A 26,262-nucleotide genomic window follows, 5' to 3' on the forward strand; every position below is an offset into this window, starting at 1 on the left:
AGTTTCCCGCCTGCGCGGGAACGACAGGCTACTGCATTACCGAAGTACTGCATTACCGAAGACACCTCGTCACCCCGCATTCCCGCCTTCCATGAAAGGATTACCCCCTCCCCACCCAGGCCGCCCGGCAAGTGGCAGCCACAGTTGGCATGAAATGCAAGTTCCTCTCGTCCCGCAACGCCACCACGGCAAAATTCAACCGCCGCTGCCTCTGTACATTATCGCAACCGGATCGGATATCCTGCCAAGCGGCTACCATCCATCACCCGCTCTTCCACACCTCCGCCAGCCGCGCATCGCGCCCGCAGCTCGTGCGATAGAACTTGTAGCGGATCGGATTTTTCTTGTAGTAGTCCTGGTGATATTCCTCCGCCGGATAGAAGCGGCCGGCCGGTTCGATCTCGGTATGGATCTGTGACAGGCGCCCGGATTTCTGCAATGCGGTTTTGCTGGCTTCGGCGGTGACACGCTGCGCATCGCCGAGGTAGTAAATGCCGCTGCGGTACTGATTGCCGATGTCGCAGAACTGCCGGTCCTTGACCGTCGGGTCGATCGTTTTCCAGAAGTACTCCACCAGTTGCGGATAGCTGACCCTGGCCGGATCGTATGTCACGCGTACCGCTTCGGTATGGCCGGTATTGCCGGCGCTGACCTGTTCATAGCTCGGGTTTTCGACGCGGCCGTTGATGTAGCCGGACTCCGCCTTCACCACGCCCGGCAGCTTTTCGAAATCCGCTTCGGTGCACCAGAAGCAGCCGCCGGCGAAGATCGCGATGCTGGCGCCGGATGCCTGCTCAGGCGCCCGTGATTGCGCGGATGCCTGCGCGCCGAACAGCAGCAGGCCGCAAATGAGCGTAATCGATTTCATCATGTCCGCAGCTCCGGCAGTTTTTCGTCCTTCGGGACAAAGCGCAGCGCGACACCGTTATTGCAGTAGCGCAGGCCGGTCGGCTTGGGACCGTCGTTGAAGACATGCCCCTGATGCCCGCCGCAGCGGGCGCAGTGATATTCGGTGCGGGGCCAGATGAGCTTGAAGTCCTTCTTCATTGCTAGGGAAGCAGGCAGGTAGTCGAAGAAGCTCGGCCAGCCGGTGCCGCTTTCGAATTTGGTTGCACTGTCGAAAAGGGGCAGATAGCAGGCGGCGCAGACATAGGTGCCGGCACGTTTTTCATTGTTGAGCGGACTGGTTCCGGCACGTTCTGTCGATTCCTCGAACAGCACGCTGTAGCTGGCCGCCGGCAGCAATGCTTTCCATTCGGAATGAGGTTTCGCAAGCGGTGTCACGGCGGTATTCTCCTTTGCAATGGCGGGAATCAGTGATGGCAGGTAGCCGGCGGCGAGCAAACCCGATGCACCGGCGAGAAAGAGGCGACGATTCATGCTGAACTCCTGTTGGCATATAAGGACTCACATGCAGCGTAATGTGCATGATATTCCTGCTGGTCCTTGGTCGCTTGCGGTGGCAAAACCTTACGGGTTATGCGGGAAACCGTCCGCGCACAAGGAGGTCATGACTTGTACGCGAAAGGCGTCCGGATGGATGCAGAAATTGTGTCGTATCAGGTGCTCCACGGCCGCTTGCATGTACGCAAAGTGCGGGTATCTGCATGCAAACAGGCAAGGCGGCCTTAGTCGATTTCCTTTAAGGTCGAAAGTTACGCGGCAATATCCCTCGCATCCTTTTCTGTCACACCGGGATCGGGCATCGCCGACAGCGGGTCCATCGTGGTCGGATGCCGCAACCACTCCACCATGTGCTGCGGCATGTTCGGCAGCACGCCGGCAATGTACTTGCGCTGGGAGCCATCGCCGGCATTGCGGCAGTGGCGGCGGACGGACGGAACCGCTTGCCGCCGACATGCGTCAATACCATGCAAGCCGAAAAACATTCCTTTATCGGCAGCATGACCATCATGCTCGGGATGGTCGCGGCAATCGCAATCGTATGGGAAACATTGCCGGTGCTGCTGATCCCGGCATGCGCATGATCGGCATGGAGCTTGCATGAGGCGAGACTCCCGGTTCACATGTTGGCGGCATGAAAACATCGCTTGCCATCATTGTGTATTTGAAGTTTGTCTGTATCTATATTGCAAGGAGTTTTTCATGGCAACAATGAATCCCAACATGTCAGAACGACGCCACATCCCCGACCGCCGCGCGAGTGGGCATCATGGCGGCGCCAACGCTGTCATCACCGCCAAGCGGATGACCGCAGCGGACTGGATTCCTATGCTGCTGCTGGCCATTGGCGGCATCAACTGGGGCCTGGTCGGCTTATTCAATTTCGATCTGGTGGCGACCCTGTTCGGCGAGATGACCGGGCTGTCACGCATTATTTACATCGCTGTCGGTCTGTCGGCGTTGTACTCGCTGTACCTGAGCAGCAGGATGTCGCGCAAGCCGCACTAAGGCCATGCGCTTGAACGGATCTGGCCGCGGTGTCGGCCAGACCTTTTTCGCATAGAACAAATTCCCGCCAACCTTCTCCGGGACGCAAGGCCGCTCAGGCCGTTTTTACATCGCAGTGCCGCAAGGCTGAAATTCTTACTCCCGCTCCGGTAGTTTGTGCTGCCGGCTGCTGCGCCTCCTTTATCCGGGGCCGGCCATCCTATGTGCCGAGCCACTACCTGCATATATCAAGGATGCGGTCGCTTTCACATCGCACCCGGCATGCGCCGCAACTTACGATGCAAATCGGAATCGAACCTGTTCACAGGAGGACATACCACATGAATCAACAGCACACCCCGCAGGAAATTCCATCCATCCCCAATCCGGAACCCGAGATCGTTCCTTCCTACCGGCCGCAACCGGAAATTGACGTTCCCGTGGATCCGATCGCGCCGTCAGGCCCGCAAGGTCCTGAAATCGTTCCCGATCCCTCGCCGGTCGAAGTGCCTCAGCCCGATACCCAGTAGCATCTTTCGCGTCATTTTGTCCTGTCCAAAATCGATAGAACATGTCGTTCGGGAAAGCGATACAAGCCGATACACAATATATGTACGATTGCTGACATTTCCCTTGCCCGCGAAAACAGGCTCGCTATACTGCCTCTCTACGGAGGCAGTCATGCAAACTTTTCAGGCTTTGTCGATCATTCCGCAAAGCGAACAAAACGCCATCAACGACGAACCTTACGGCGCCGTCTCACCGGTCATCACACGACCCGAGCCCGTGCCGGACGCATTCATCAAAAATGAAGCAGCGCGGATGATCGAACTATGGACTCGGCATCAGCATAGCTCGGAGCAGCGATCAGGTATCCGCGTTCCTATCGAGGAATTGTTTCTGCCGATGGACAGCGGCGATCAATAGCCCGGTCTGCACCGCGCCGGAACCGATTGCATCGCCGTTCCGCACGCGCCACCCCCATATTTTCAAATTCTTCTGAAACCGGATCCGGCAAGGACGCGTATATAACTCTACGCAACATGACGCAGACATATTGCGGCATCGATGCATCCGCCATGGCGGTGGCGTTGCCGTGATGGCGCGCCACTGCCTTTTCGGCCGTTTCACGCCGCGTTTCCGCGATCCCTGACGATGGCGGCGGACGGCGATGGACGTCCCTTTCGTGCGCACACTTGCCCGCACACTAACTTGAATGGAGATTTACATGAAAAAGCTATTGATCATTTCCGCAGTGATTGTTTTCACCGGTTGTTCCAGCATGGGCGGCGGCTCGTCGATGATGGGTTCTGGCGGCATGGGCGCCGCTTCGATGAGTTCTGGCTCGAAAGGCGCCAGCGGTTCAGGTACGGGAGGCGGCGTCGGCAATGCCGGCACCGGATATCAATCCTCGGACGTCACCAGCAGCCTGTACTTCGGTGCATGATAATGCGCTCTAAACGTATGGCCTGAGGGTCAGCCTGACGATCGGGCCGATAACCGCGTGAAAACACCGGCGCTTTTCCGCAAGGCGCCGGTGGACAGCCGGATACATTGGGGTATCAAAGTCCTTATCTACATTTCCGCGCAGCTCGCGGCGCAGCGGCGGCATACTTCGCCGCATAGCTTCATCTCGCCATCCGTATCGGGGTGAGCGTCGCACATGCCGGCGCAGGCGGTGCAAATCTCCGCGCACTCCTTCGCCAGGTGCGCATGATGAGGTGAACGGCGCGTCATGAAATCCGCATGCACGATGCAGATCTGCGCGCAGTCGAGCAGGGCGACCAGGTGCTTGGCTTCGTCGTGAAGGCGCCCGCCATGCAGAACATGGGCCGCCGCCTCGGTGCAGACACGGTGACACTCCAGGCAGTTGGCGATGCACTGCCTCATCATGTCGGTCATTTCCATGCTGCTTGTCGATGTATTCATGGTGCCTCCTTAATGTTGGTTATCGATGCCGTACGCTAGAAGCCTGTCCTGAAACCCCAGTGAAGGTGTTGCGTTCGGGCAGAAGAGCGCAATTGCCCAGTCGGGCGAGCCAGAGTATCCGGACGGCATACCGTCCATCCATGAAGCCGCACCGGATTTGCAAACGAACTTCAGGCGCTGCCGGTCACGCCGCCCATCACCGGCAGCACGATGCCGGTGATGTAGCTTGCGCATACCGGCGACGCCAGGAAAACGTATGCCGGCGACAGTTCCTCCGGCTGCGCCGGCCGCTTCATATCGGTCGACTGGCCGAAGGTTTTCACCTGGTCCACCGGCTGGTCGGCGGGATTGAGCGGCGTCCATACCGGCCCCGGCGCCACCGCGTTCACCCGGATGCCCCGCGATGCCACATTGGTGGCGAGCGCCTTGGTGAATGCGTGAATCGCGCCCTTGGTTGCCGAATAGTCGAGCAGCATTTCATGCCCGAAGATGCCGGTTTCCGAGCCGGAATTAATGATCGATGCGCCGGACTTCATCACGGGCAACGCTGCCCTCGCCATATGGAAATACCCGTACAGGTTGGTGCGTATCGTCATGTCGAAATGCTCGTCGGTGATGTCTTCGAGCGCCATCGCATGTTCCTGGAAGGCGGCATTGTTGACCAGCACATCGAGCCGGCCGAACGCCGCGACGGTCTGCCGCACCGCGTCGTTGCAGAACCCGGCGTCGCGCACGTCCCCGGCAATCAGCAGGCAGCGCCTGCCTTCTTTCTCCACGCAGCGCTTGGTCTCTTCCGCATCGCCGTGCTCGTTCAGGTAGACGATCGCCACGTCCGCGCCTTCGCGCGCGTACAACACCGCGACCGCGCGGCCGATGCCGGAATCGCCGCCGGTGACGATGGCGGCCATGTCCTGCAGCTTGCCGCTGCCCTTGTAATCGGGCGCCATGAATTGCGGGCGCGGGTCGAGTTCCGACTCCACCCCGGGCTTCTGCAAATGGATTTCGGGAAACGGCGGCGCGGGCTGCGGCCGCAATCCGGCCTGCACCGCGCCGCCGCTGCCTTCGTTGCCGCCGGATTTTTGCGCATCAATATCGTCGATCTCGCGCTGGATCGCACGCTGCCGTTTCACCGTGTCGTCGGTATTGCCCTTGCCGTTGCCTGCCGGGTCTTCCGCCATGTTGTTCTCCTTGTTGGTTGGATGTCGTCGGTTTCCCGATAGGTCGCCTGAACAGGAAAAGGTTCCGGCAAAAAATGGCAGGCATCTTGCATGGGTTCTTGCGCGCCGGCGCACGCCGACGCCGGATTCATCTTGCCCAGGCCGGTCCACATGGACATCAGTCACTCCCCTTTTGCGGACCGTCGCGATGCCGGGCGGAAGCTGGCTGCGGCCGTCGCGCATCTTCGTTCCGCCCATCTGCTGGTGCTCGCGCTTCCACGCGGCGGCGTTCCCGTCGGCTACGAGGTCGCGCAGTCTCTCGGCGCGCCGCTGGATGTGCTGCTGGTGCGCAAGATCGGTGTGCCGGGCTACCCGGAACTCGGCCTAGGGGCGATCGTCGACGGCGCCGCCCCTTGCAAGGTGATGAACCAGGATGTCATGGATTACTGGAAGCCGTCGGCGCAATACCTGGCCGACGAAGAACGCCGGCAACTTGCGGAGATCGAACGGCGCAGACGCCTGTACTGCGGAGAGCGGTCGCCGTTTCCGGTACATGGACGGACGGTCCTCGTCGTGGACGACGGCATCGCCACCGGCGGCACATTGAAGACGGCATTGAAAGCCCTTGCCGGTGCCGGCGTGAAACGGTTGGTGTTTGCAGTACCGGTCGCTCCGGCGACGGTACTGGATGAACTGCGCAAGGAGGCGGACGAAGGCATCTGTCTTCTTGCACCGCCGGATTTCCGCGCGGTCAGCCTGTACTACGCGGACTTTGAACAGACGACGGACGAGGAAGTCATTCGACTGCTCGGCGCGGCGACGGCGCGCCGGGCCCCTATTGCAAACGAGGAGAATCATCATGCAGACGATTTCGGAAGTAATGACGCCTGACGCGGCACTTGTCAGGCCGGAGGACAGCATTGCGGATGCCGCGCAACTGATGCGCGACTGGGACGTCGGCGCGCTGCCGGTATGCAACGGCAAGCGCCTGATGGGCATGATCACCGACCGCGACATCACCATCCGCGCCGTTGCGGAACAGGACGATCCGTCCGGGACGCGTGTCGCCGATGTGATGACGGACGAGGTACTGTGGTGCTATGAAGATGAGAGCGTGGACGAAGTGCTGCGCCGGATGGGCGATGCACAGATCCGGCGCATGCCGGTGATCAATCGCGATCATCAGCTGGTCGGCATGGTTACGCTGGGTGATCTTGCCACCCGTTCCGGCTCGGATACGAACGAAACGCTTGAGGATATCTCGGCGCCTGCCGGGGATGGCCATCAGGGGGATGAGGTGGTTCGGCTGTATCGTCCGTCGTCGGACCAGGCGGGAGGACTGTTTTAAGAATTGACGGATGGTTGATGCATTGAGGGAAAAAGAAACGCCGCATCGCTTATGGTTCGTCCAGTACAAAATCTACATGCGTCGCGTAATAGTTACGAAGTGCATGGTGGATATGAGCGTCCAGAAATAGGATACATCGCATACCCGGCGCCAGGATTTAGCGAGGAGGATAACTGCGGTGACTCCGGTTCGTCTTTCCTGCCTGGCATCCGGTTAGGCTTGGTATGGCACTTGCGTGAGCCTGTCGAAGAAAATGTGCTGTCCGGAGCTACTGCATTCCGCCTTACAGCGCTTGATTGTGACGGTCCGGTTTTCTCTGCGGCCCGTTAGAGCCGCTTAACCGCTTCATACAATGTTTGCCCCAGGAAGTTGGACTTGGCCCGCTCAATGAGCGGGTTCTTTTTCTGCGCGACAGATCCGCATCCGGCGGAGTGGTCACCTAAGATAAATTGCCCTATCGCCTTCCCCCATGAAACCAAACGACGAAAACGGCCGCCTGTCCCCGGATGAACGCCCCTTCCGCGTGCTCATCATTTCCGGCTCCGACCGCCGGCAGTACAACTGCCCCGGCGTCGATTCCAAATCACGCATGCTGATGCTGCGCATGGCGGAGAGGCTGCCGCAGGAATGGGAGATTGACTGCGAAGATCTTGGCAACGTGTACGCCCGCGCGCGCATCCAGAGCTGCAATGCCTGCGCATCGACGGCGATGTCGCTGTGCGTGTGGCCTTGCAACTGCTACGAGAAGGACAACAAGGACGAGCCCGACCTGATGTGGGACCTCAACATGTATGCGCGCCTGGACCTGGCCGACGCCTGGGCAATCATCGGGCCGGTGAACTGGTATGGTCCCACGTCCAACCTGAAGCTGATGTTCGACCGCCTGGTGTGCATGAACGGCGGCAATCCGCGAGAGGAACTGATCGAGCACAAAAACCCGGAGCTGGCGATGCGGCTGGAGCATGCGCCTGAATGGAAGGATCTGGCGCTCAACCACCTGGAAGGACGCAGCGCAGGTTTCTTCTGTTATGGCGACGACGCCGCAGAGGAGCGCGATGCGTCGGGTCGGCCGCGTTACATCGGCACGGCGCATGCGCACTACTTCAATCCGGACGAAGAACCGAAAGACCAGCGGGAAACCTACGCGCCGCTGGTGTGGCAATCCCGGTTTTCCGGAATCGAGGTGCCGAACGAACTCTGGCATTACCAGAGCTTCGGCAGCGGCAAAATTTACAGCGACACCCAGGCTGAACATATGGCCCGGGATACGGCGTTTCTCGCGGAGTTCGATGCCTGGACGGCGCGCTTTGCCGGCTTCGTCGCCGCCAAGGGCAAGGTCCCGCCAGGCAAGTACCGGGCCTACGGCTACCAGCCCCCGTCGTATCGCTGGAATGGCGTCAAGCTCTGGTGGCGGGACAAAGCCATGCGCGCCGGCCATGCTCCGCTGGGGTCATCGCCGCAGGTGCAGGAAGAACTCGGCCTGAACAAGGATGTGACGATGTCGCCGCAAAAGGGTGAAGGCGAACGTCTTCGCGGCAAGAGGACGTAGTTGCCAGCCTCCTTGCGGCAACCGGAACCGGCTTGGCAAAAAGAAAGGGAAATGGACACTTCGCTGAAAGAATGGAACTTTACATCCTTGAAGCTGTATCAGCAGGTATGCCCTTCATTTCGGGCTGGACAAATCTCACCCAACAATGAAAAGGAGTTGTCATGAAAACTACCAGTCTGACTGCCGGGCTGTTGCTCGGCGCATCACTGTTACTCAGCGCTTGTGCTTCGTCAACCCAGAATCCCGATGCACAGCTTGCAGCCCGCATCAAGCAGGATATTGCCAGGACGGAAGGGATAGCCGGTGCGCAGAACGTGAATGTCGAGACGCATAGGGGCGTAGTGATCCTGTCCGGCTTCATCGATGGCCAACAACAGAAAGAGGATGCCGGCCAGGCCGCGCTAAAGGTTAGTGGCGTACAGCAGGTATTCAATAATCTGCAGGTGCGCGGTCAGACCTCGTCAGGACAATAAGCCGCCGCTGCAGGTCGTTCATATCGGCAAACAGACTACCAAATCTGCCAATGGACACGGCATCATCCGGCGAAGGATGATGCCGGTCGGCTTCTTCTCCTCATCTTCCACTCCCGCCAGCGTATTCCGCATCGCAATCCGGCGCACCTGCCATGTACGAGAGCAACGGCCGCAACTCCGGCCGCCTGTTGAAAGCACAAGACGGAAGCGGCTAATTTGCAACAGTGCGCAAAAGCTTATTCTTTGTGCCTTGCTTATGGGAAACGTACTTGCTAACGTAGAGCTTCCAACCAATTTTCCTTGATTCCACCATGCTTCTCCGTGACATTGCCGACCTGATGATTCGCACTACCGCCGTAGTCGTCGGGGTTTCCTCACTTGCGATCCTGGCTGCCTGCGTCACCGCAATCTGAATCGTCCGGCACAAGTAAAAAGGCTCCGCATTTGCGGAGCCTTTTTCATTTACTGCGGCAGGAAGTCGACTGCGGCGCGACAGCCGCCTCGCCGGCCGGTCACCGTTCCGCCATCCCCTTTGAAGGATTGATCAGGTATTTCGTGCCGGTGCTGCGCTTGCCGTAGGCGGCGATCGCTTCCAGGCTCAGCGCCTCCTGCAGCGATACCTCTTTCGTATAGTTGCTGGCGAAGGTGGTTTTCAGTTCGGCGGCGACACGCTGCTTGAGCCGCGCCACATTCGCCGGGCCAATCTTCTGCAGGAAGGGAAACAGCAGCCAGCCGCCCATGCCCCAGGTCATGCCAAAGTCGCGGACGATTTCCGTCGGGCGGTTATCCAGACTGCCGTAGATGTAGACCTGCTTGAACGTCGTCGATCCGTAGCGGCTGTATTCCTTGGCGGTCCGGTTGGCCGCCGCTTCCATGCAGCTCAGGATCTGTCCGGCAAGCCTGCCGCCGCCGATGGCGTCGAAGGCGATGGTGGCGCCGGTCTCGGCCAGTGCATCCGTCAGTTCCTGCATGAAGTTCTCTGAACTGGAGTTGCAGACGTACTTCGCGCCGTTTTTCTTCAACAGGTCGACCTGCTCCTGCGAGCGCACGATATTGACGAGGTCGATTCCGTCCTGCAGGCAGATCCGGTTCAGCATCTGGCCGAGGTTGGAGGCGGCCGCCGTATGCACGAGCGCCTTGTGCCCTTCGGCACGCATGGTTTCCGTCATGCCCAGCGCCGTCAGCGGGTTGACGAAGGACGATGCGCCTTCGGCGGCGGCCGCCCCGGGCGGCAGCGGCAGGCACTGCTCCACCGGCACGCAACGGTACTGCGCGTACATCGCGCCACCCAATATCGCGACCGTTTTCCCCATCAATTGCTGCGCCGCGTCGGAGGTGCCGGCGCCGACCACCACGCCGGCGCCTTCATTCCCGACCGGCATGGACATATCGACCCGGGCTGCCATGCTTTTCATCCCCTTTTCGGGAATAGGCGCGGTGACCACCGGGCCGTCGGCCGTTTCGGTCGCTTTCGCGGCGCTCATGTCGGCCGCGCCGAACAGGAGCCCGATGTCGGATGGATTGATGGGAGAAGCTTCGATGCGGACCAGAACTTCGTCGGGTCCGGGTGTCGGTATGGGAACCCGGGCGAGCGACAGTTCCAGTTCGCCGCTGCGTTTGACGAGTGAGCGCAGTTGCAGCGCTGTCTTTTCCGTGTTCGAACTCATGTGCTGTCTCCTCGGTGGAATGGAATGCGGCTGGAATGATCCTGCCGATGTTATCACCGAAGAGTTTCGCGGGTTTGGCGCCGGACTGCATGCCGCCGGGGCGTGGCAAGGCCGGCACGGCGACGCGGCTGGCGGTCTGTGCGATCGATCAGATGGGCGCCTGCGTCGCCGGTCGCGGGGCAGGCCGGCAAAGCATCAATAATGCAGCGCGACTTCCTGTACGGGAAGAAGGGATGCGACCGACTCCGCATTCGCCCGCAGCGCCAGTTCGAATGCCGCGTGATCTGCCTCCGCCTCCGCCAGCCGCGCCTCCAGCGCCGCCATGCGCGTCGCCATGGCGTCAAAGTCGCGCTTGGAAATGATGTACGCGACGTGTCGGTTGTTCCGGGTAATGGCGACCGGCGAGTTCATCGCGGCATCCAGAAGCTGACCGAAACGCATCTTGGCGTCCCTGGCATTGAACACGGGAGTGGGTGCGGCAGTAGTCATCGCTAAAGCAATCGCAGAAGGGGGAATATGAGATCAATCTTGCCACCGCGGTTTACTTAGTTCCGTACGCTAGCAGACCTATCGCGCACTAAACATAACAGCGTGCCGGCACCTCATCATAAAATCCGGCAGTATGCGCATACAGTCATTCGAACCGGCTGCGCATCGTGTCATAACTAAGACCAGAATCAAGGCTTTCAGTTTCTCGATTTCGTTGCGGCGCTAAACATTTAGTTGCATCGGCCACGACACAGAAGCACATCGGGATAGCGCCGTGCGCATGGCATGACAGGCGTATTACATAAACGACATCGCGACAGCATAAGGATCAATATCGTGATGGATATGGACGCTGAGAGAACGACCGGATATGCCGGCGGCGACACGGCTTCCACGCTTTCCGGTCAACGGGCGTCCTGTCGGCGATGGCGCGTCCAGGAACAATTCAGGAAATTGCTGTGCGACGTGAATCACCAAGGCATGCACCCGCGCTACCGGCCTTGGCCGGCGGGCGCCATTTCTCCGCGGATCAGCCATATCCGGCTTTTCTTGTCCTGTGCAAGGCTGCTGTTGACGATCGCGATGCCGCCGTTACCGTTCACGGCCAGCTTCGCCATCAACAGTCCCTGGTGGCTGCCGTTTCCGCCCCCGGCCGGGTCGCCGCTGTGCGGCACCACCGCCGGCGCGGCGAACGTCTTTCCTCCGTCGGCGGATATCGTCATGCCGAGTCCTCGTGGGCGTTCCCGATAATCGGGAAAGAGTTCATACACCACGTACAAGCGGCCCGCTTCGTCCGTACCGAAAGAAGGAAAAGCGGCGCTGTCGACGCCGCCCGGAAGCGGTGTCGATATGTCGCGCGGCGCCTCGAACTTTCGCCCGTCGGCAGATCGGGTATACCGGATATGGTATTTGTCGAACGGGCCGCCCCGGCTCTGCGCGTAAACGAGATGCAGCACACCGTCCGGCGACACCGCGAGCTTGGGCGCATCGGCGTATCCCCTTCCCGGCGCAACGGGCTGCGGCTCGGCGAACGTTGCGCCGCCGTCGCCGGAGCGCGTCACCAGGATATCGGCGTTGTCGTTTTCGCCAGTTGTCCATGCGAGGTAAAGCGTACGATCCTTGCCGAGCGCAAGAGAGGGAGCACGCGCCGGTTTGCCGTTCCCGCCTCCGGTGATCCGCCGCGGCGGCGTGAAACTTTTGCCGCCGTCCGTCGAGCGGCTGAACCACAAGGGGCCGTCGTATTCGGTCCATGCCGCATACAGCACGCCGTCCGGTCCCGCAACGATGTCATAGCTGCCGTTCGCCCAGACCTTGGCATTGATCCTTCCCTTGCCGTCGCCGCCGACCGAGCTCGAAATATTGACCGGCTCCGAAAAGGTTGCGCCGCCGTCGTCCGAGCGGGCGAACAGCATGTCCCCGCCGTGGGAGCCGCCGGAGAAGATGATTTCCTGCCACAGCACATAGATGCGGTCCGGCGATTCCGGCGCCCGCGCCATCCTCGGAATCCAGGAAAACGTGGCGCCGCTGCGCGAAACATTCACCGGCTCGGCGGGCTGCCTGTCGCCATCGGCGGAGATACGCTGGAAAAACACATCCTTGCGCGACTGGTCCACCCAGGCGACAGCCGCATTGCCGCGCGGGTCGAGCATCGCCGTCGGATCGTCGACATAGTTATAGCGGGAATTGTTTTGCTCCCACGGCCCCTTCTCCCCGGGCCCGGTTGCGATCTCCGCGATGTCCTTCCATTCGACCGGTAATGCGGGTGCGGCGGCGACGGACAGGGGAAGCAAGGCGGTGATGCCTAGGAATAAGAAGCGTGGAGGGTTCATGATGAGGGTGAAGCGGGAGTTGGTTGCTCTGCTTAGACCGTAGGCTTAAGAGAATGATTCGGTGGCGAGGTCGGGTTTGCTTGGCGATTGGAGTTGGGATGGGGTGGCTGTGAGTGCTGGAAGGAATCGGGGTGTGCTCCGTTTTTTGACGAAGCGCCAAGAAGACGATGTCGAAACCACTGCCAGTCGGCTCCTTCCCTCCGAGCGGAGGAAGGAGCTGGCTTGCTTACAACCTTTTCACCTCGCCGTTAACAGGCGGCCCATTCCGCCACCCTACCCCGCCCGTTGCCCAAACCCGATGACCGCCGCCCCCAGCAGCGCCAAACCGACACCTGCATAGTCGCTCCACGTCGGCGTGATGCCGTCGACAATCCATAACCAGCCCAGCGCGGTCGCGATATACACCGCGCCGTACGCGGCATAGACCCGCCCGCTGGCCGCGGGATGCAGCGTCAGCAGCCAGACGAAGATCATCAGGCTCGCCGCCGCCGGGACCAGCAGCCAGGCGGATGCTTTTCCGGTCAGCCAGAGCAGCGGCAGATAGCAACCCACCAGCTCGGCGACCGCGGTGGCGAGGAACAAACCGAAGGCGCGCGGCAATGCGGTCCACTCCATCGTCAACCTCGCTTCAGTTCGGTGACAGTCATCTTTCCCGCCGGCCCGTTGCTTGAGAGACCGCCGCAACCCTGCATCTGCCGGTCCTGTGTTCGGTTCGATCCTGGTTCCGACAGATCGCCGATGATGACGCAGTCCCGGGTTGCGCCCCCATTACATGCTTCGGTGCAGCTTTCCACGAATTCCAGCAGGCTTGTTTCGAGCTGGCGCAGGCTTTCCAGTTTCACCCGTACCGCATCCAGATGGGCCTGCGCCATGTCGCGCACATCGGTACACGATTGATCGCCTTCGTCGAAAAGGCCGACCAATGCCCTCACCTGGTCGATCGGAAAGCCGAATTCCCGGCACCGCCTGATAAAAGTAAGTCGCTTGAGATCGGCTTCCCGGTAATAACGGTGTCCGTTTGCAGCCCGCTCCGGCTTGGGGAGCAGGCCTATCTGCTCGTAATACCGGATGGTCGGGATGTTGGAACCGGTTTGCGCGGACAGCGCGCCTATCGTCAGCTTCTGCCGGGACATCAGCCCCCCTTTAAAAAAGTTCTTGCACCTGAAGTTACTTGAGGTCGTACCTTTCATGCAAGCGGTTTGATTCGCCGCTCACCACAAAGGAGAAATCATGGAAATCAAGGACAGGAAGCTTGGCATCCGGAAGAACAGGACGACCGCGATGGGAGCGGCTGGCGCAACGGTTGCTGCCTGCGCGGCATGCTGTATCAGCCTGCCGCTGCTCGGGCCCATGCTGGCCTGGCTCGGCATTACCGGCCTCGGCACGCTTGCGACCGGCTGGCATGTCGGCATGGCGGCGGCGGTCGCCGCAGGCTTCGCCGTTATTTTTGTTTACCGGCACCGGCGGCGTTCGATGCAGCGCAGCAAATCCTGCGGCTGCAATAGCCGCTGTTAGCCTCGCACGACGAGTGCCGCAACCCGCCTTGCCGCCATGAGCCCTTTTCTACGGCAACGACGAGGGCATCGTGTCGGATACGGAAAGCGTCGCTGTTTTTGCCAGGATCGTGGAAAGCCGTTCGGTGTCGATCGGCTTCACCAGGTGATGATCGAAGCCGGCCGCCAGGGCATATTCACGGTCCTTGTCCTGGCCATATCCCGTGACCGCAATGAGGACGGCGCCGCTGGTCCCGCCCTGTCTGCGGAGCCGCTGCGCAAGCTCATTGCCATCCATGTCGGGCAAGCCGATATCCAGGATGCACACATCCGGTTTCTCCAGCCTGGCGCGCTCCAGCGCGCGCCTTGAACCATGTTCCATGAGCACTTCATGCCCCAGCGATTCAAGCAGCATTGCCAGCATGAGCGCGGCATCGACATTGTCGTCCACGACGAGTATGCGCAAGGGTTTTGCCCTACCGAGGACCTTTTGCGCAGCGTGGCACCGGTCGGAGTGCGCAGATTCGGCCAGGCGCGGAAGGCAGACGGTGAACCTGCTTCCCTCGCCGATTCCCTGGCTCGTGCAGCAAACCGATCCCTGATGCAGTTCGACCAGGCGTTTCACAAGCGCAAGTCCGAGGCCCAATCCGCCCATCGATCGATCCGAAGTTCTTTCCGCCTGCGCAAACAGATCGAACACGCGCGCGACCGTCTCCGGCGCCATGCCGATGCCGTTGTCGACCACTTCCAGCACGACACGATCCTCATGCACTTCAGTCCGCACCGCGATATATCCGCCGTCCGGCGTGAACTTGGCCGCATTGCCTACCAGGTTGGCGACCACCTGCACGAGGCGTTTCATGTCCCCCAGAACCATGGTCGTGTCCGGCGCAAGTTCCATTCGCAGATGGTGGCGCCGCGATCGGATGAGCGGCATCACCTGTTCCACCGCATCGGTCACGACGCGCGCGATGTCCAGCGGGGCATTGTCCAGCTCGACCATGCCCCGCGTAACCCGCGACACGTCCAGCAGGTCATTGATCAGGCCTGTCATGTGATTCACCTGCCGGACGATGACCTCGCTGGTTTGACGCACGCGCGCTTCATCGAGCCTCGCAAATTGCAGCAGTTCCGCCGCCGCGCCGATAGGGGCCAGCGGATTTCTCAGCTCATGCGCGAGCATTGCAAGGAACTCGTCCTTGCGCCGGTCCGCCAGATTCAGCGCCTCCTCCGCGCGCTTGCGGCCGGTGATATCGCTGGAGGCGCCTATCCATTCGTAGATGTCGCCTTGTGCATCCATCATGGGCACCGCCTTCAAGTGCGCCCAGCCGATGGTTCCATCCGTCCGGAACACACGATGCTCCAGCTCAAGAATCGTCTTGCCGCGGATGGCCTTCCTGATGGCATCGCAAACCAAGGGCCGGTCGTCGGGAGGAATAGCCTCCTCCAGCCAGACATGGCCGCGATCGGATCTGTCTTTCGGGAAGCCGCTCTCGTCGAGCAGGCACATCCGGGTCCAGTCGGCACTCATCCGGTAGATCACATCCGCCGTCGCTGCGAGCAGGGCGCGGAACCGTCGTTCGCTTTCGTTTCTGGCGATGTCCGACCGCATCCGGCCGGTAACATCTTCGGTGCTGTGCACGATGCAGCGCATTTGCGCGTCCTTGCCAAAAACCGGCGTATTCATCGCGCTCCAGTAGCGCTCGTCGTACCGCACCTCTCCGGTGGGCGACTCAATGCGGATGGGATAACGCTGCGCCGGCATGGTATCCGGCTTGCCTGTGGCAAGGACGCGGGACAGGGAGCGACGCAGATCGGCCTCCCCTGTATCGTCGGGATCATCGGGATTTGCAGGAAAGGCATCGAAAACACTCGTACCGATCAGATCCTGACGCTTGCGCGAGGAGGTTTTCAGGAAAGCGTCGTTGACGTCAAGGATGGTTGCTTCGGGAGTCGGGGAAAGCAAGCATATGCTGATCGGGTAACTTCTGAAAACCGCTTCGAATAATGGGTGGGAAAGCATCATGGTGGCTTGCCATGCCGGGTAAGTAGGAATGATCCGGGAGAGAGGACACTATCCGCCCGTGGTTGCGGCGGTTCGGTGCGTGAATGAAAATACCTTGGAGGAATTTCTCATGCGGCGATACCTGGTCTGGTGCCGTGTTGCGTCGCGGGCATGAAAACGACTCATCGGCGCCGGCCTGCGTGCCGGCGCCTGGGCAATCAGCCCGCAGCTAACGGTTCAGCATGCAGGCAGCGCGGACCGTGCCGCTTGTGCCGTTTGCTGGTGGTGCTCCAGGGCGGGCAGCGAAGCGGTAAGGAAGCTTCGGACTTCGGGCCGGTTCGCCGCCGGCATCAACTGGCCCCGAACTGTCTTGACCGTCAGCGCGTGCTGTTCCGCCTGCTTCTCGAAGTAGGTGCAATCAAGTTTGGTGCCCGACAGCTTCGTCAGATTTTCGGCGATGGAATTGGCCTGCATGCGCAGGCCACTGTTGAGCGGGCTATCGTCGGGCTTGATGCCGGTCGAGGTGGAAAGCGATGCAATCTGCTTGTCCATCGCGGTATGGTCGGTGATGATGCGCTGGGCTGCCTCGCGCACGGCCGGATTGGTCGAGCGTTCCATCGCGATGCGCGCCTGCTTGATCTCGCCTTCGTTGACGGTACTCATGATTTGCAGGATCTCGCCATCCGTGATGGGCTTGGATGCGACGGCGGCCGCCTGCGTGACAGGCTTGTTGGGAAGACTGCAAGCGGCGCTGCCGAGGGCGACCGCGACAAGCATCAGGCTGAATTTGGCCTTCTTGAGAAGCAATGGATTTTTCATGGAAACGCAACCTTGTCAAATATTCAATGCCGGTTGGATGGGCAGGTATAGAGGAAGTTCCTACGCCTGCCCTGCCGGCATGATTGCAATCTCCGTGTCTTCGGTGCCTTTCTCAAGTACGAGCCGTCACCTGTCCTGCTAGCGCTCGGCCTGCCCTTCACGTGATGCCTCCTCGACCGACGTGCCGGTAGCGTGATCCCTGTGCCGGCCTATCCATCCGTCGATATCATCCGGAAAGTTCTTCGGCTCATGCAGATGCCATAGCTGCCGATCGCCGTTTGCCAGGGCAAATACCAGCAGCGAGCGGCCGGTGACTTCATAGCAGTGGCCGAAATCGAAGGTGGGCCGCTCGACGCGATCGGGATCGTTGGTATCGATGAGCGCCACCCAATGCTTCCCGTCCGGTACCGACGGCAGCGTGAACATGACCACGTCATGGTGGGCATTGAACACGATCAGCAAGGTGGCATCCGATCCCAGCCGCTTGATGCCTGTCGCCTGGGCGCGTCCGTCGAGCAGCATGCCGAAGCACTTGGCATTGGTGTCCTCCCATTGCCCGTCGGTCATCTCGCTCGCATCCGGCGCCAGCCAGGTGACATCCTTGACGCCCAGGTCCTCATTGTAGTTGCCGGTCAGGAACCGGCCGCGATTCAGGATCGGGAAGTTCTTCCGGATCGCCAGCAGCCGGCGGGTGAATTCCAGCATGGTGCGGTCGTCGGACGATATCTTCTCCCATTCCAGCCAGCTGATCGGGTTGTCCTGCGCATAGGCATTGTTGTTGCCGCGTTGCGAATTGCCGATTTCGTCGCCCGACAATATCAGCGGCGTGCCGCGCGACAGTACCAGGGTCGCCATCAGGTTGCGCTTCTGCCGCTCGCGCACCGCCTTGATTTCCGGATCGTCGGTGGGCCCTTCCACACCGTGGTTCCATGAATGGTTGTTGGAATGCCCGTCGCGGTTCTCCTCGCCATTGGCTTCGTTATGCTTGTCGTTGTAGGACACGAGGTCGTTCAGCGTGAAACCGTCGTGCGCGCAGATGAAATTCACGCTGGCCCAGGACCTGCGGCCGCGCTTGTTGAACAGGTCGCCGGAGCCGGAAACGCGCGAGGCGAAGTCGGCCAGCTTGCCTTCGTCGCCTTTCCAGTATGCGCGGACCGTATCGCGGAACTTGTCGTTCCACTCGGCCCAGCCTGGCGGAAACTGGCCAACCTGGTAGCCGCCCGGCCCGATATCCCATGGTTCGGCGATAAGCTTGACGCTCGACAGCACCGGATCCTGGCGGCATGCATCGAGGAAGCCGCCGCCCTCGTCGAAACCATACGGCTCGCGCGCGAGGATGGTGGCAAGGTCGAAGCGGAAACCGTCGACCCGCATCTCCTGCGCCCAATAGCGCAGGGAATCGGTCACCATCTGCAGCACGCGCTGATGCGAGAGATTGACGGTATTGCCTGTGCCCGTGTCGTTGATGTAGAAGCGCTTGTTGTCCGGCATCAGGCGGTAGTAGCTGGCATTGTCGATGCCCTTGAGCGACAGGGTCGGCCCAAGCTCGTTGCCTTCCGCCGTATGGTTGTAGACGACGTCGAGAATGACCTCGATACCTGCCGCATGAAACTGGTTCACCATCTCCTTGAATTCGTTCGCGAACGGCGATGAGAGATAGGCGGAATGCGGCGCGAAGAAGGCGATGGAGTTATATCCCCAATAATTCTTCAGGCCCTTCTCAATGAGATAGCTGTCGTTGATGAAGGAATGCACCGGGAGCAGCTCCGCGGTTGTGATGCCGAGCGCACGCAGATAAGCCGCCACCTCGGACTGGGCCAGTCCCATGAAGGTGCCGCGCATCTCCTTGGGCACACGCTCGTTGAGGGCGGTGAATCCCTTGACATGCATTTCGTAGAAGACGGTGTTTTCCCATTGGATCCGCGGCCGCGGCGCGTTGCCCCATGTGAAGGCGGGATCGATGACGCGGCACTTGGGCACCAGGTGCGCGCTATCGCGTTCGTCAAAGGAAAGGTCCTTGTCCGGCGAATCAAGCGTGTATCCGAAGACTTCGGGTCCCCAGGTCAGGTCGCCGACTAGCTGCTTTGCGTAGGGGTCGATGAGCAGCTTGTTCGGATTGAAGCGGTGGCCGGCGTCCGGCTCATAGGGACCGTAAACTCGGTAGCCGTAGACCGTCCCGGGGCGCGCGGCCGGCAGGTAGCCGTGCCAGACTTCATCGGTGTATTCGGGCAACTCGATCCGTTCGATCTCCCTTACCCCGTCAATATCGAACAGGCAGAGTTCGACCTTGGTGGCGTGCGCGGAGAACAGGGCGAAGTTCACGCCAAGTCCGTCCCAGGTGGCACCGAGAGGAAACGGGTGGCCTTCGCGTATGACCGAGGGTTTCAGAACAGTGGGGGCGACGGGATTGCTGAACTTGGGAGGGAGCGTCATTACTTTTTCTTTGCTTTTCGGAAAATGAGGACTGGCGGTGGGCGACAGACTGGGATGCCCCGCCCTGTCGCCGCAACACGCCTATGTATTTTGTTTCTGGCCGTCAACGCGCTCCGCTTCGTCCATGCATCGCGACCGCGATGCCGTTGTCCGGTGACAGACGGCAGCGGGATAGCCCACGGGCTTTGCGTCATTCCGGTCTGGGGATCAAGCTGTAAGCCGGCACTAACCAACATGCAATCAGATCATTGTTTGACTTGACTGGTTCACAATAAATTTGTCCGCTATCGACTGCATCAACTTCCGATGCACGATGCAGTGCAACCGGTGCCAATTTCCGGATATTGTGCGGTGCTGGAGAATGGGAATGCGTTCGGTCAGGAGCGAAATTGCTCTCGGTCACTAGCGAAACGGCTTGGTCCGAATGGATGGAAGGTATGTATGAAGGAGCCGAAGAGCGTTCAGCTTCATGTTCGCGGATCGGCTCGAGCGATCTGTGTATTGCGTTATGCGCGTTCCCGTATCAACTCGCTCACGACCGTTTTCGAGGCAACACGATTTCTCCCGGACGCCTTGGCTTTGTACATCGCCTTGTCCGCAATGTTGAGCAGGTTGGTAAAAGTAAGAACTTCGGTTGTGAGCTCCGCGACCCCGAAGCTCGCGGTGCACCAGATCTCCGCGCTGCCTGCCTTGATCGGCGTGTCCATGATCGACAGCCGCAATCTTTCGGCCAGTTGCATGGCGCCGTCGAGCGATGTGTGCGGCAGGACGACGACGAACTCTTCGCCGCCGAGCCGGCTGACATGGTCGGCATCCCTGATGGCGTCATTCAGTATCGCGGCAAAGCGCACGAGCACCTTGTCGCCGACGTCATGGCCGAAGCTGTCGTTGACGCGCTTGAAATGGTCACAGTCCAGCAGAATGATCGACAGCGGATAGCCGTACCGCCGGGCGCGGCCGAATTCGATTTCGCCGACTTCCAGCAACGCGCGGCGGTTGAGCAGGCCCGTCAGCGCGTCATGCGAGGCCAGCTGGCGAAGTTCCTCCTCGATCAGTTTCAGCCGGCTGACGTCTTCATGGACAATGACCACCGTCCCGTCGACTTTCCGCAATGGCCTGACCCGCAGGTTGAACCAGCGCCTGGTGTCCGGCGAATGGCATGGATACTCCGCCTCGAAGGAACTCGTGCTACGCGCCATCACGCTGCGGATGCCTGCCGCCACATCAGGACTGCCCTGCGCTTCGCCGTTTTCCACCGATGCGAAATAGGTTTCACCAACGAATGACGGATCTTTTCGATATCCATTGGCCTTCGCGAATTCACGCCATGCGGAGTTGGTGCGGCGGATGATGCCGTTCCGGTCGACGATGGCGATGTGGGCGTCGACCGAATCCAGAATGGATTCCGCGAAGTCGCGGGCTGAGATCAGCTCATTTTTCTGCCGCTCCTCCCGGTCCAGGCCCTTCAACAACAGGCGGGTGAATACGAACATCATGCTCAGCACGGCCGACAGGGCAATAAAGCCCCAAACCGCCCGCTTCTTCACCGGGCTCAACAGCTCCGACACCGATTTCGTCGCCACGACCACGAATGGGCTGTGGCTGGATACGCGATAGGCGGCGATTCTCGGCTGATTGTCGAAAGGGGAAGTGTTGCTGAAAGTGCCGACCGGCGATTTCGGTATCAGCTCGGTGAACACCTTGTCCTTGCCCAGGTCCGGCGATATGTTGTTCGGGCTGGCGGGTTCACGCAGCAGAGTCTTGCCGTCGCGCCGGATGAGCGCGACGCTGCCGTTCGGTCCCAGGTCGAGGGAACGGTAGAACTTGCTGAAGTAATTTATCTCCATCGATGCCAGCAGCACCCCGTTGAAGCGGCCCTGCTTGTCCTCCAGCCTCAAGCCGAGCGTGAATATCGGCTTGCCGTTGAATCGGCTGACGATCGGCGCGCTCAGGTGGAGCCGTTCCCCCTGATCCCGGTGCGCCTTGAAGAACTCCCGGTCGACGGTCGAGAACCTGGCCCAGGGATAATCCGTCGTCAGCAAGCGGATGTCCCCATGTTTATCAATGACGGCGATGGAACTGACCTGGGGTTGCCGCAGCGCGTATGCCCGGTAGCTTTCCCATTCCGCCCGGCCGGGATTCCAGTTCGCCACATCGACACCCTTCAGCTCCTTTGCGATGGTCTCCAGCGTAAGCTCCACCGAGTCGAAGCTCCGCTGCGCATGTTCTTCCAGGGCGACAGCCAGGCTGCGATTGCTTTCCATCCCGGCTGACAGCGAATCCTTGTATGCGCGCCAGTACACATGCACGCAGGCCAGTACCAGGACGAGCGCAAAGATCAGAACGGTATAAATGATCGACGTCCTGCGATTCGATGCGACGGAAATCTGCGGCTCGGAGGGCGGTGTAGGAAACGTGGACATAGTGCATGCAATGTGTTGGCATTTTGCCTAAAGCCGGTGTGGCTTTGCACATCATAAGAGAATATCCGCCGGGAAACTATTGCATTCTTCAGAAATGCCACATCGCCGGAGGGCTGCGGGGTTGCCAACCCCGGTCCGGCAAATCGCTTCCTTCCTGCCGACGGCAACCGTTTGTCCTGGATGCCCTGGCTGTGTGAGGCTGGATTGGCATGCGCTTCAGCCGGAAGCATTTCCCTCGCCAGGGCGCAATAGCAATAGAAGAATATGTCCGGTATCCGGATCCATCTTTAGCAAGGTGTTCCCGCCAGCGGTTGTGTTGTACGTCTTATGCATTCATCCATATGGACCAACAACCGCTTACAGGCTTCATATGGTCGAATAGCATTGGATATATCCCTGTGCTTCACCCACTGCAAGCCGCGTTGGCTTATGGAGTCTGGATGCTCGCCTTGATCTTTCCGGCCATATCGGGGCAACGAATGCGTCTGCACGATGTACCGGCTCATCCGGGCGACGGACGTGGAAACGGTTCGACGCCCGACTTCACGGCAGCCGCGAACCGTCGTGGAGTTATACGGGCGATTGGCTCGGGCTACGGGCGTCGAATACAGGCACGCGATGATTCGTTAGCGCAGGCGCGGGTGGCAAGCCGGTGACGGCGAGGATTTCCTGTTCATCGAGCGTCTCCCGTTCCAGCAGAGCGCGCACCAGCGCATCCAGCTCCCTTCGGTGCTTTTGCAGCAGCAGCGTGGCTTCGCTGTGGCTCTCGTTGATGATCCGCTGCACTTCCAGATCGATCAGGCGCGCGGTTTCATCGCTGAAGGGTTTCTCGCCACTCCCGACCGGCCCGCCGAGGAATGGATTGTGGCGCGGCGCCAGCTGCACCATGCCGAGCTCGTCGCTCATGCCCCAGCGAGTAACCATGCTGCGGGCAAGATTGGTGGCCTGTTCGATGTCGTTCTCGGCCCCGGTAGTCCGCGTGCCGTACACGACTTCCTCCGCGACGCGGCCGCCCAGCATGCCGACGATCCTTGCCCGCAGATACTGCTCCGGATAGTTGTATCGGTCGGTCTGCGGCCGCTGGTAGGTAACGCCGAGCGCCTGTCCGCGCGGAACGATGGTGACGCGGTGCACCGGGTCGGCACCCGGCACCACCAGCCCAAGGATCGCGTGCCCGCTTTCGTGGTACGCGATGCGCTCGCGGTCTGCCTCGCTCAGCAGGATTGGCCGCTCCGGACCGAGCACGATTTTTTCCAGTGCGTCCATGAAATCCTTCTGCCGCACGTCGTTCTGCTCACGGCGGGCAGCCAGCAGCGCCGCTTCATTGACAAGATTCCGCAGATCCGCGCCGGACAATCCCGGCGTCGCCGCGGCCAGTTCGGACAGATTGACGTCCTTCGCAAGAGGCACCTTGCGGGTATGCACGGTAAGAATGGCTTCGCGCCCGGTCTTGTCTGGCAGATTGACCACGACACGACGATCGAACCGTCCCGGCCGCATCAATGCCTTGTCGAGCACATCCGGCTGGTTGGTCGCGGCGAGCACGATGATCCCCTCGCGGCTGGAGAATCCGTCCATTTCAGTGAGGATCTGGTTCAGTGTCTGCTCCTGTTCGCTGGAGCCACCGAACGCGACCTGGCCCCGAGCGCGACCGATCGAATCGAGTTCATCGATGAAGATGATCGCCGGCGCATTTTCGCGTGCCTGCTTGAAAAGATCACGCACCCTTGCCGCACCGACGCCGACGATCATTTCCACGAACTCCGCCGCGCTCATCGAAAAGAATGGCACGCCGGCCTCTCCCGCAACCGCTCTTGCCAGCAGCGTCTTCCCGGTTCCCGGCGCGCCGACCAGCAGCACGCCCTTCGGCGCCGCGCCACCCAGCCGGGTATATTTTCCCGGGTCCTTCAGGAAGTCCACGATCTCGACGAGTTCGTTCTCCGCTTCATCGATACCGGCCACGTCGTTGAACGTGACCCGCGAATCCTGCTCCTGGTCGTAGCGCCGTGCCTTGCTTTTGCCTATACCGAACATCGATCCGCCGCCGATGCCGCCTCCCTGCGCCGCCCGGCGGTATAGCCAGACGTAGAAGGCGATGATGAGCAGCGCGGGGCCGAAGCCGTAGAGAAGCGTGGCCCAGCCGCTCCCGGTCTGGATCGGCACGGCGCTGATCTCGACCTTGTTGGCGATGAGGAAATCCTCGAAGTCCGGACCGACAAAGGTCGGCAGCGTGGTGGTAAAGGTTTGCGAGGTCCGGCTGGGCGTTGCCGGCAGCGGCCCGGGAGGCGGTTCCTTTTTCTGATCGTCGCTGGTCGCCGGAGGCGGCCATGTGACCGGCGCCGCGAAACGGCCTTCGATGCTCGCTCCCTTGCTGTAGATCGACTTGACGTTGCCGCTCGCCACCTGTTCCTTGAAGACCGTATAGGGCACGGTAACGGGAGCGTTCTCGTCCGGGAAGAACACCTTCATCAACAGATAGTTGACGAACAGGATAATTGCGAACAGAAGCCATGCCTTGCGTGGCGGCATCTTGGCCGGTTCAGGGGTTTTCGCGGCGCCCTGCCGGCTGTTACCCGGCGGGACAGGCTTGGCTGGCAATGGTGTGTTGTCGCGTTTCATATGATGGTTCGGCACTCGCACCATATTGATAGTTTCTTCATCAACGCCAGCGTCGATTGTTTTATCTCAAATAGTTGTCCGCCGACTGGACGTATGAGAAAAAGGCTTCCAGGCAACCGGTGGCTTTACATCCTGTCTATAGAGCCATAGCGGATTGCTTAGGCGGTGCATTGCAGGAATCAATAATAAAAAGAATCTCCATAGTAACTTTAAATATGCATTTAAAATACCTATTATGCTAAAGTGCATTCACTCCCCCAACTCATCCTTACCATGCGCCTCACCCGTTTTTCCGATATTGGCTTGCGTGTCCTGATTTACCTGGCGCGCGCCGGCGAAGATCGCGCTCCGGCAACGGTGGCTGAAATCGCGCAGCAGTTCGATATCCCGGCCAACCATCTCGTAAAAGTGGTGGGCCAGCTGGCACGCGCCGGATGGGTCAAGGCCATGCGGGGCCGCAATGGCGGCCTGACATTGAATGCCGATCCGAAAACGCTGCGTATCGGCGTCGTGCTGCGTGAGCTTGAAGGCGATGGGGAGCTCGTCGATTGCGAAACCGGCGGCTGCCAGTTGCGTGGCGACTGCCTGTTACGCGCCGCGCTCGCGGTCGGCAAAAACGCCTTCTATGACGCGATGGACCGCTACGCCCTGGCTGACATCACGACGGGCGCGGTGGGCGAGCAGATCGTAATGATGCACCGGAATTTCATCCGAACTTCAAAGGAAACCAAACCCGAATTGGCGTGACCGTATAACGATTTTTGTAAGCCCTGACGGGCATTATTTTTGATTTTAAATATGCATAAAATATGCATGTTATTTGAATAGCTTGTGTAGCCCGGCTACCAGTATTGCCTACGATGACAAGGAGAAAAAGTGATGAAAGTCTGTTCGATAACGGAAGCTTCGATACGTACCATGGTTGACCGGTTTTATACGCAGGTGCGGCGCGACAAGGTGCTGTCCGGGGTATTCAATGCATCGCTGGACGGCAGGTGGGATCCCCATCTCGACCGCATGGTTGCCTTCTGGACGAAAGTATTGATGGGCAAGGGCGAATTCCAGAGCGATGTGTATGGCAAGCACATGGCGCTGCAAGGTATCGAGCAGGCGCACTTCAGCCGGTGGCTGTCCCTCTTCAGGCAGACCGTGGACGACATCTTCAGTGCGGATGATGCACAGATCGTCATGGAGGTGGCGGATCGGATAGCGCGCAGCTTGCGGTACGGCTATTTCCGCGAAAACACGATACATCATATCCAGGAAACGACTATCTAACTTTTTTGAAAGGAGCATCATGGGTACCCTGCGCCTGCAAGCCGACCATCCGGTTCATGTTCCCCCGCGCGACATCTCGGACCGCGTCGCCTACGGTTTCACCCGGTTTCTGCGCTTCTTCGCCGACCGCTTCTTCGCCCGGCGATACGGGCACCGGGCGGTGGTCCTGGAAACCGTCGCCGCCGTGCCCGGCATGGTGGGCGGCCTGCTGCAACACCTGAAGGCACTGCGAATGATCAAGGACGACAACGGCTGGATCCGGCAGTTGCTCGATGAGGCGGAAAACGAACGGATGCACCTGATGACCTTCATCGAAATCGCCAAGCCTTCGATGTTCGAGCGCGTGGTGATCTGCCTGAC

General features: G+C 60.2%; 27 protein-coding genes. 13 read left to right on the plus strand and 14 right to left on the minus strand.

What is annotated here, in order from left to right; all coding sequences use genetic code 11:
- Positions 1–262: 262 nt before the first annotated feature.
- Entirely contained in the window at positions 263–871 is a 609-nt protein-coding gene (gene msrA / locus VGU61_RS15470; protein WP_326860095.1) for a peptide-methionine (S)-S-oxide reductase MsrA, read from the minus strand.
- On the minus strand, positions 868–1,380 hold the full coding sequence (gene msrB, locus VGU61_RS15475) for a peptide-methionine (R)-S-oxide reductase MsrB (protein ID WP_326860096.1): 513 nt from the start codon (positions 1,378–1,380) through the stop codon (positions 868–870). The genes msrA and msrB overlap by 4 nt, the downstream gene beginning before the upstream one ends.
- 353 nt (positions 1,381–1,733) lie before the next feature.
- Here msrB and VGU61_RS15480 point away from each other — a divergent pair, with 353 nt between their 5' ends.
- From VGU61_RS15480 to VGU61_RS15500, 5 genes are all read left to right on the plus strand, one after another.
- Positions 1,734–1,988: a hypothetical protein gene (locus VGU61_RS15480; protein ID WP_326860097.1), complete on the plus strand. Its 255-nt coding sequence runs from the start codon at positions 1,734–1,736 to the stop codon at positions 1,986–1,988.
- 118 nt (positions 1,989–2,106) lie between these two features.
- On the plus strand, positions 2,107–2,412 hold the full coding sequence (locus tag VGU61_RS15485; protein ID WP_326860098.1) for a DUF378 domain-containing protein: 306 nt from the start codon (positions 2,107–2,109) through the stop codon (positions 2,410–2,412).
- 320 nt (positions 2,413–2,732) lie between these two features.
- Positions 2,733–2,921: a hypothetical protein gene (locus tag VGU61_RS15490; protein ID WP_326860099.1), complete on the plus strand. Its 189-nt coding sequence runs from the start codon at positions 2,733–2,735 to the stop codon at positions 2,919–2,921.
- A 151-nt stretch (positions 2,922–3,072) separates the two neighbouring features.
- Positions 3,073–3,318, plus strand: a complete 246-nt coding sequence (locus VGU61_RS15495; RefSeq protein ID WP_326860100.1) for a hypothetical protein — start codon at positions 3,073–3,075, stop codon at positions 3,316–3,318.
- 301 nt (positions 3,319–3,619) lie between these two features.
- Positions 3,620–3,838, plus strand: a complete 219-nt coding sequence (locus VGU61_RS15500; protein WP_326860101.1) for a hypothetical protein — start codon at positions 3,620–3,622, stop codon at positions 3,836–3,838.
- A 128-nt stretch (positions 3,839–3,966) separates the two neighbouring features.
- On the opposite strand, the gene VGU61_RS15505 is transcribed toward VGU61_RS15500, so the two are convergent.
- Together VGU61_RS15505 and VGU61_RS15510 are read right to left on the minus strand one after the other, a co-directional pair.
- On the minus strand, positions 3,967–4,320 hold the full coding sequence (locus VGU61_RS15505) for a four-helix bundle copper-binding protein (RefSeq protein WP_326860102.1): 354 nt from the start codon (positions 4,318–4,320) through the stop codon (positions 3,967–3,969).
- A 170-nt stretch (positions 4,321–4,490) separates the two neighbouring features.
- Entirely contained in the window at positions 4,491–5,498 is a 1,008-nt protein-coding gene (locus VGU61_RS15510; RefSeq protein WP_326860103.1) for an SDR family oxidoreductase, read from the minus strand.
- A 150-nt stretch (positions 5,499–5,648) separates the two neighbouring features.
- Here VGU61_RS15510 and VGU61_RS15515 point away from each other — a divergent pair, with 150 nt between their 5' ends.
- The 4 genes from VGU61_RS15515 (at position 5,649) to VGU61_RS15530 (ending at position 8,847) form a co-directional block, all read left to right on the plus strand.
- Positions 5,649–6,368 carry a phosphoribosyltransferase gene (locus tag VGU61_RS15515; RefSeq protein WP_326860104.1) on the plus strand — a complete coding sequence of 240 codons (720 nt, stop codon included), beginning with the start codon at positions 5,649–5,651 and terminating at the stop codon, positions 6,366–6,368.
- Entirely contained in the window at positions 6,337–6,825 is a 489-nt protein-coding gene (locus VGU61_RS15520) for a CBS domain-containing protein (protein ID WP_326860105.1), read from the plus strand. Before VGU61_RS15515 ends, VGU61_RS15520 begins: the two co-directional genes overlap by 32 nt.
- Before the next feature lie 469 nt (positions 6,826–7,294).
- On the plus strand, positions 7,295–8,374 hold the full coding sequence (locus VGU61_RS15525) for an NAD(P)H-dependent oxidoreductase (protein ID WP_326860106.1): 1,080 nt from the start codon (positions 7,295–7,297) through the stop codon (positions 8,372–8,374).
- A 161-nt stretch (positions 8,375–8,535) separates the two neighbouring features.
- Positions 8,536–8,847: a BON domain-containing protein gene (locus VGU61_RS15530; RefSeq protein WP_326860107.1), complete on the plus strand. Its 312-nt coding sequence runs from the start codon at positions 8,536–8,538 to the stop codon at positions 8,845–8,847.
- Positions 8,848–9,359: 512 nt separating this feature from the next.
- Here the strand turns inward: VGU61_RS15530 and VGU61_RS15535 are convergent.
- The 5 genes from VGU61_RS15535 to VGU61_RS15555 all read right to left on the minus strand — a co-directional run bounded on the left by VGU61_RS15535 (position 9,360) and on the right by VGU61_RS15555 (position 13,965).
- A complete protein-coding gene (locus VGU61_RS15535) occupies positions 9,360–10,514 on the minus strand; it encodes a zinc-binding dehydrogenase (protein ID WP_326860108.1) in 1,155 nt (384 codons plus the stop codon).
- Positions 10,515–10,709: 195 nt separating this feature from the next.
- Positions 10,710–11,003 (minus strand): type II toxin-antitoxin system prevent-host-death family antitoxin, encoded by a 294-nt coding sequence (locus tag VGU61_RS15540; RefSeq protein ID WP_326860109.1) that lies wholly within the window; start codon positions 11,001–11,003, stop codon positions 10,710–10,712.
- Positions 11,004–11,494: 491 nt separating this feature from the next.
- On the minus strand, positions 11,495–12,832 hold the full coding sequence (locus VGU61_RS15545; RefSeq protein ID WP_326860110.1) for a hypothetical protein: 1,338 nt from the start codon (positions 12,830–12,832) through the stop codon (positions 11,495–11,497).
- A 273-nt stretch (positions 12,833–13,105) separates the two neighbouring features.
- Positions 13,106–13,447 (minus strand): YnfA family protein, encoded by a 342-nt coding sequence (locus VGU61_RS15550; RefSeq protein WP_326860111.1) that lies wholly within the window; start codon positions 13,445–13,447, stop codon positions 13,106–13,108.
- Positions 13,448–13,449: 2 nt separating this feature from the next.
- Positions 13,450–13,965 (minus strand): helix-turn-helix domain-containing protein, encoded by a 516-nt coding sequence (locus VGU61_RS15555; protein WP_326860112.1) that lies wholly within the window; start codon positions 13,963–13,965, stop codon positions 13,450–13,452.
- Between the two features lie 97 nt (positions 13,966–14,062).
- Here VGU61_RS15555 and VGU61_RS15560 point away from each other — a divergent pair, with 97 nt between their 5' ends.
- The gene (locus tag VGU61_RS15560; protein WP_326860113.1) at positions 14,063–14,347 is read left to right on the plus strand and encodes a hypothetical protein; all 285 of its coding nucleotides are present in this window, start codon (positions 14,063–14,065) and stop codon (positions 14,345–14,347) included.
- Between the two features lie 48 nt (positions 14,348–14,395).
- Here VGU61_RS15560 and VGU61_RS15565 read toward each other — a convergent pair whose 3' ends face one another.
- From VGU61_RS15565 to ftsH, 5 genes are all read right to left on the minus strand, one after another.
- A complete protein-coding gene (locus VGU61_RS15565) occupies positions 14,396–16,291 on the minus strand; it encodes an ATP-binding protein (protein ID WP_326860114.1) in 1,896 nt (631 codons plus the stop codon).
- Positions 16,292–16,567: 276 nt separating this feature from the next.
- The gene (locus VGU61_RS15570) at positions 16,568–17,149 is read right to left on the minus strand and encodes a DUF4142 domain-containing protein (RefSeq protein ID WP_326860115.1); all 582 of its coding nucleotides are present in this window, start codon (positions 17,147–17,149) and stop codon (positions 16,568–16,570) included.
- 138 nt (positions 17,150–17,287) lie between these two features.
- Positions 17,288–19,582: a glycogen debranching protein GlgX gene (glgX, locus tag VGU61_RS15575; RefSeq protein WP_326860116.1), complete on the minus strand. Its 2,295-nt coding sequence runs from the start codon at positions 19,580–19,582 to the stop codon at positions 17,288–17,290.
- A gap of 506 nt (positions 19,583–20,088) precedes the next feature.
- Positions 20,089–22,005: a diguanylate cyclase gene (locus VGU61_RS15580; protein ID WP_326860117.1), complete on the minus strand. Its 1,917-nt coding sequence runs from the start codon at positions 22,003–22,005 to the stop codon at positions 20,089–20,091.
- Positions 22,006–22,575: 570 nt separating this feature from the next.
- On the minus strand, positions 22,576–24,624 hold the full coding sequence (gene ftsH, locus VGU61_RS15585) for an ATP-dependent zinc metalloprotease FtsH (protein WP_326860118.1): 2,049 nt from the start codon (positions 24,622–24,624) through the stop codon (positions 22,576–22,578).
- Between the two features lie 273 nt (positions 24,625–24,897).
- Here ftsH and VGU61_RS15590 point away from each other — a divergent pair, with 273 nt between their 5' ends.
- The 3 genes from VGU61_RS15590 to VGU61_RS15600 form a co-directional block, all read left to right on the plus strand.
- Positions 24,898–25,371 (plus strand): Rrf2 family transcriptional regulator, encoded by a 474-nt coding sequence (locus VGU61_RS15590; protein ID WP_326860119.1) that lies wholly within the window; start codon positions 24,898–24,900, stop codon positions 25,369–25,371.
- A 132-nt stretch (positions 25,372–25,503) separates the two neighbouring features.
- Complete coding sequence (locus tag VGU61_RS15595; RefSeq protein ID WP_326860120.1) at positions 25,504–25,902, plus strand: group III truncated hemoglobin; 399 nt, start codon at positions 25,504–25,506, stop codon at positions 25,900–25,902.
- Between the two features lie 19 nt (positions 25,903–25,921).
- Positions 25,922–26,262 (plus strand): alternative oxidase (locus tag VGU61_RS15600; protein WP_326860121.1); only part of this gene is annotated, 341 nt, incomplete at its 3' end.

This window comes from Noviherbaspirillum sp. (genome assembly GCF_035944575.1).
Taxonomy (GTDB): Bacteria; Pseudomonadota; Gammaproteobacteria; order Burkholderiales; family Burkholderiaceae_D; genus Noviherbaspirillum.

Bases quoted from the DNA above. Each gene is read 5' to 3' on its own strand.
- VGU61_RS15505 (WP_326860102.1), bottom strand. From the start codon at position 4,320: ATGAATACATCGACAAGCAGCATGGAAATGACCGACATGATGAGGCAG.
- VGU61_RS15545 (WP_326860110.1), bottom strand. From the start codon at position 12,832: ATGAACCCTCCACGCTTCTTATTCCTAGGCATCACCGCCTTGCTTCCC.
- VGU61_RS15555 (WP_326860112.1), bottom strand. From the start codon at position 13,965: ATGTCCCGGCAGAAGCTGACGATAGGCGCGCTGTCCGCGCAAACCGGT.
- VGU61_RS15525 (WP_326860106.1), top strand. From the start codon at position 7,295: ATGAAACCAAACGACGAAAACGGCCGCCTGTCCCCGGATGAACGCCCC.
- glgX (WP_326860116.1), bottom strand. From the start codon at position 19,582: ATGACGCTCCCTCCCAAGTTCAGCAATCCCGTCGCCCCCACTGTTCTG.
- VGU61_RS15540 (WP_326860109.1), bottom strand. From the start codon at position 11,003: ATGACTACTGCCGCACCCACTCCCGTGTTCAATGCCAGGGACGCCAAG.
- VGU61_RS15515 (WP_326860104.1), top strand. From the start codon at position 5,649: ATGGACATCAGTCACTCCCCTTTTGCGGACCGTCGCGATGCCGGGCGG.
- VGU61_RS15550 (WP_326860111.1), bottom strand. From the start codon at position 13,447: ATGGAGTGGACCGCATTGCCGCGCGCCTTCGGTTTGTTCCTCGCCACC.
- VGU61_RS15595 (WP_326860120.1), top strand. From the start codon at position 25,504: ATGAAAGTCTGTTCGATAACGGAAGCTTCGATACGTACCATGGTTGAC.
- VGU61_RS15535 (WP_326860108.1), bottom strand. From the start codon at position 10,514: ATGAGTTCGAACACGGAAAAGACAGCGCTGCAACTGCGCTCACTCGTC.
- VGU61_RS15510 (WP_326860103.1), bottom strand. From the start codon at position 5,498: ATGGCGGAAGACCCGGCAGGCAACGGCAAGGGCAATACCGACGACACG.
- msrA (WP_326860095.1), bottom strand. From the start codon at position 871: ATGATGAAATCGATTACGCTCATTTGCGGCCTGCTGCTGTTCGGCGCG.
- msrB (WP_326860096.1), bottom strand. From the start codon at position 1,380: ATGAATCGTCGCCTCTTTCTCGCCGGTGCATCGGGTTTGCTCGCCGCC.
- VGU61_RS15580 (WP_326860117.1), bottom strand. From the start codon at position 22,005: ATGTCCACGTTTCCTACACCGCCCTCCGAGCCGCAGATTTCCGTCGCA.
- ftsH (WP_326860118.1), bottom strand. From the start codon at position 24,624: ATGAAACGCGACAACACACCATTGCCAGCCAAGCCTGTCCCGCCGGGT.
- VGU61_RS15570 (WP_326860115.1), bottom strand. From the start codon at position 17,149: ATGAAAAATCCATTGCTTCTCAAGAAGGCCAAATTCAGCCTGATGCTT.
- VGU61_RS15520 (WP_326860105.1), top strand. From the start codon at position 6,337: ATGCAGACGATTTCGGAAGTAATGACGCCTGACGCGGCACTTGTCAGG.
- VGU61_RS15480 (WP_326860097.1), top strand. From the start codon at position 1,734: ATGCCGCAACCACTCCACCATGTGCTGCGGCATGTTCGGCAGCACGCC.
- VGU61_RS15490 (WP_326860099.1), top strand. From the start codon at position 2,733: ATGAATCAACAGCACACCCCGCAGGAAATTCCATCCATCCCCAATCCG.
- VGU61_RS15485 (WP_326860098.1), top strand. From the start codon at position 2,107: ATGGCAACAATGAATCCCAACATGTCAGAACGACGCCACATCCCCGAC.
- VGU61_RS15500 (WP_326860101.1), top strand. From the start codon at position 3,620: ATGAAAAAGCTATTGATCATTTCCGCAGTGATTGTTTTCACCGGTTGT.
- VGU61_RS15495 (WP_326860100.1), top strand. From the start codon at position 3,073: ATGCAAACTTTTCAGGCTTTGTCGATCATTCCGCAAAGCGAACAAAAC.
- VGU61_RS15530 (WP_326860107.1), top strand. From the start codon at position 8,536: ATGAAAACTACCAGTCTGACTGCCGGGCTGTTGCTCGGCGCATCACTG.
- VGU61_RS15590 (WP_326860119.1), top strand. From the start codon at position 24,898: ATGCGCCTCACCCGTTTTTCCGATATTGGCTTGCGTGTCCTGATTTAC.
- VGU61_RS15560 (WP_326860113.1), top strand. From the start codon at position 14,063: ATGGAAATCAAGGACAGGAAGCTTGGCATCCGGAAGAACAGGACGACC.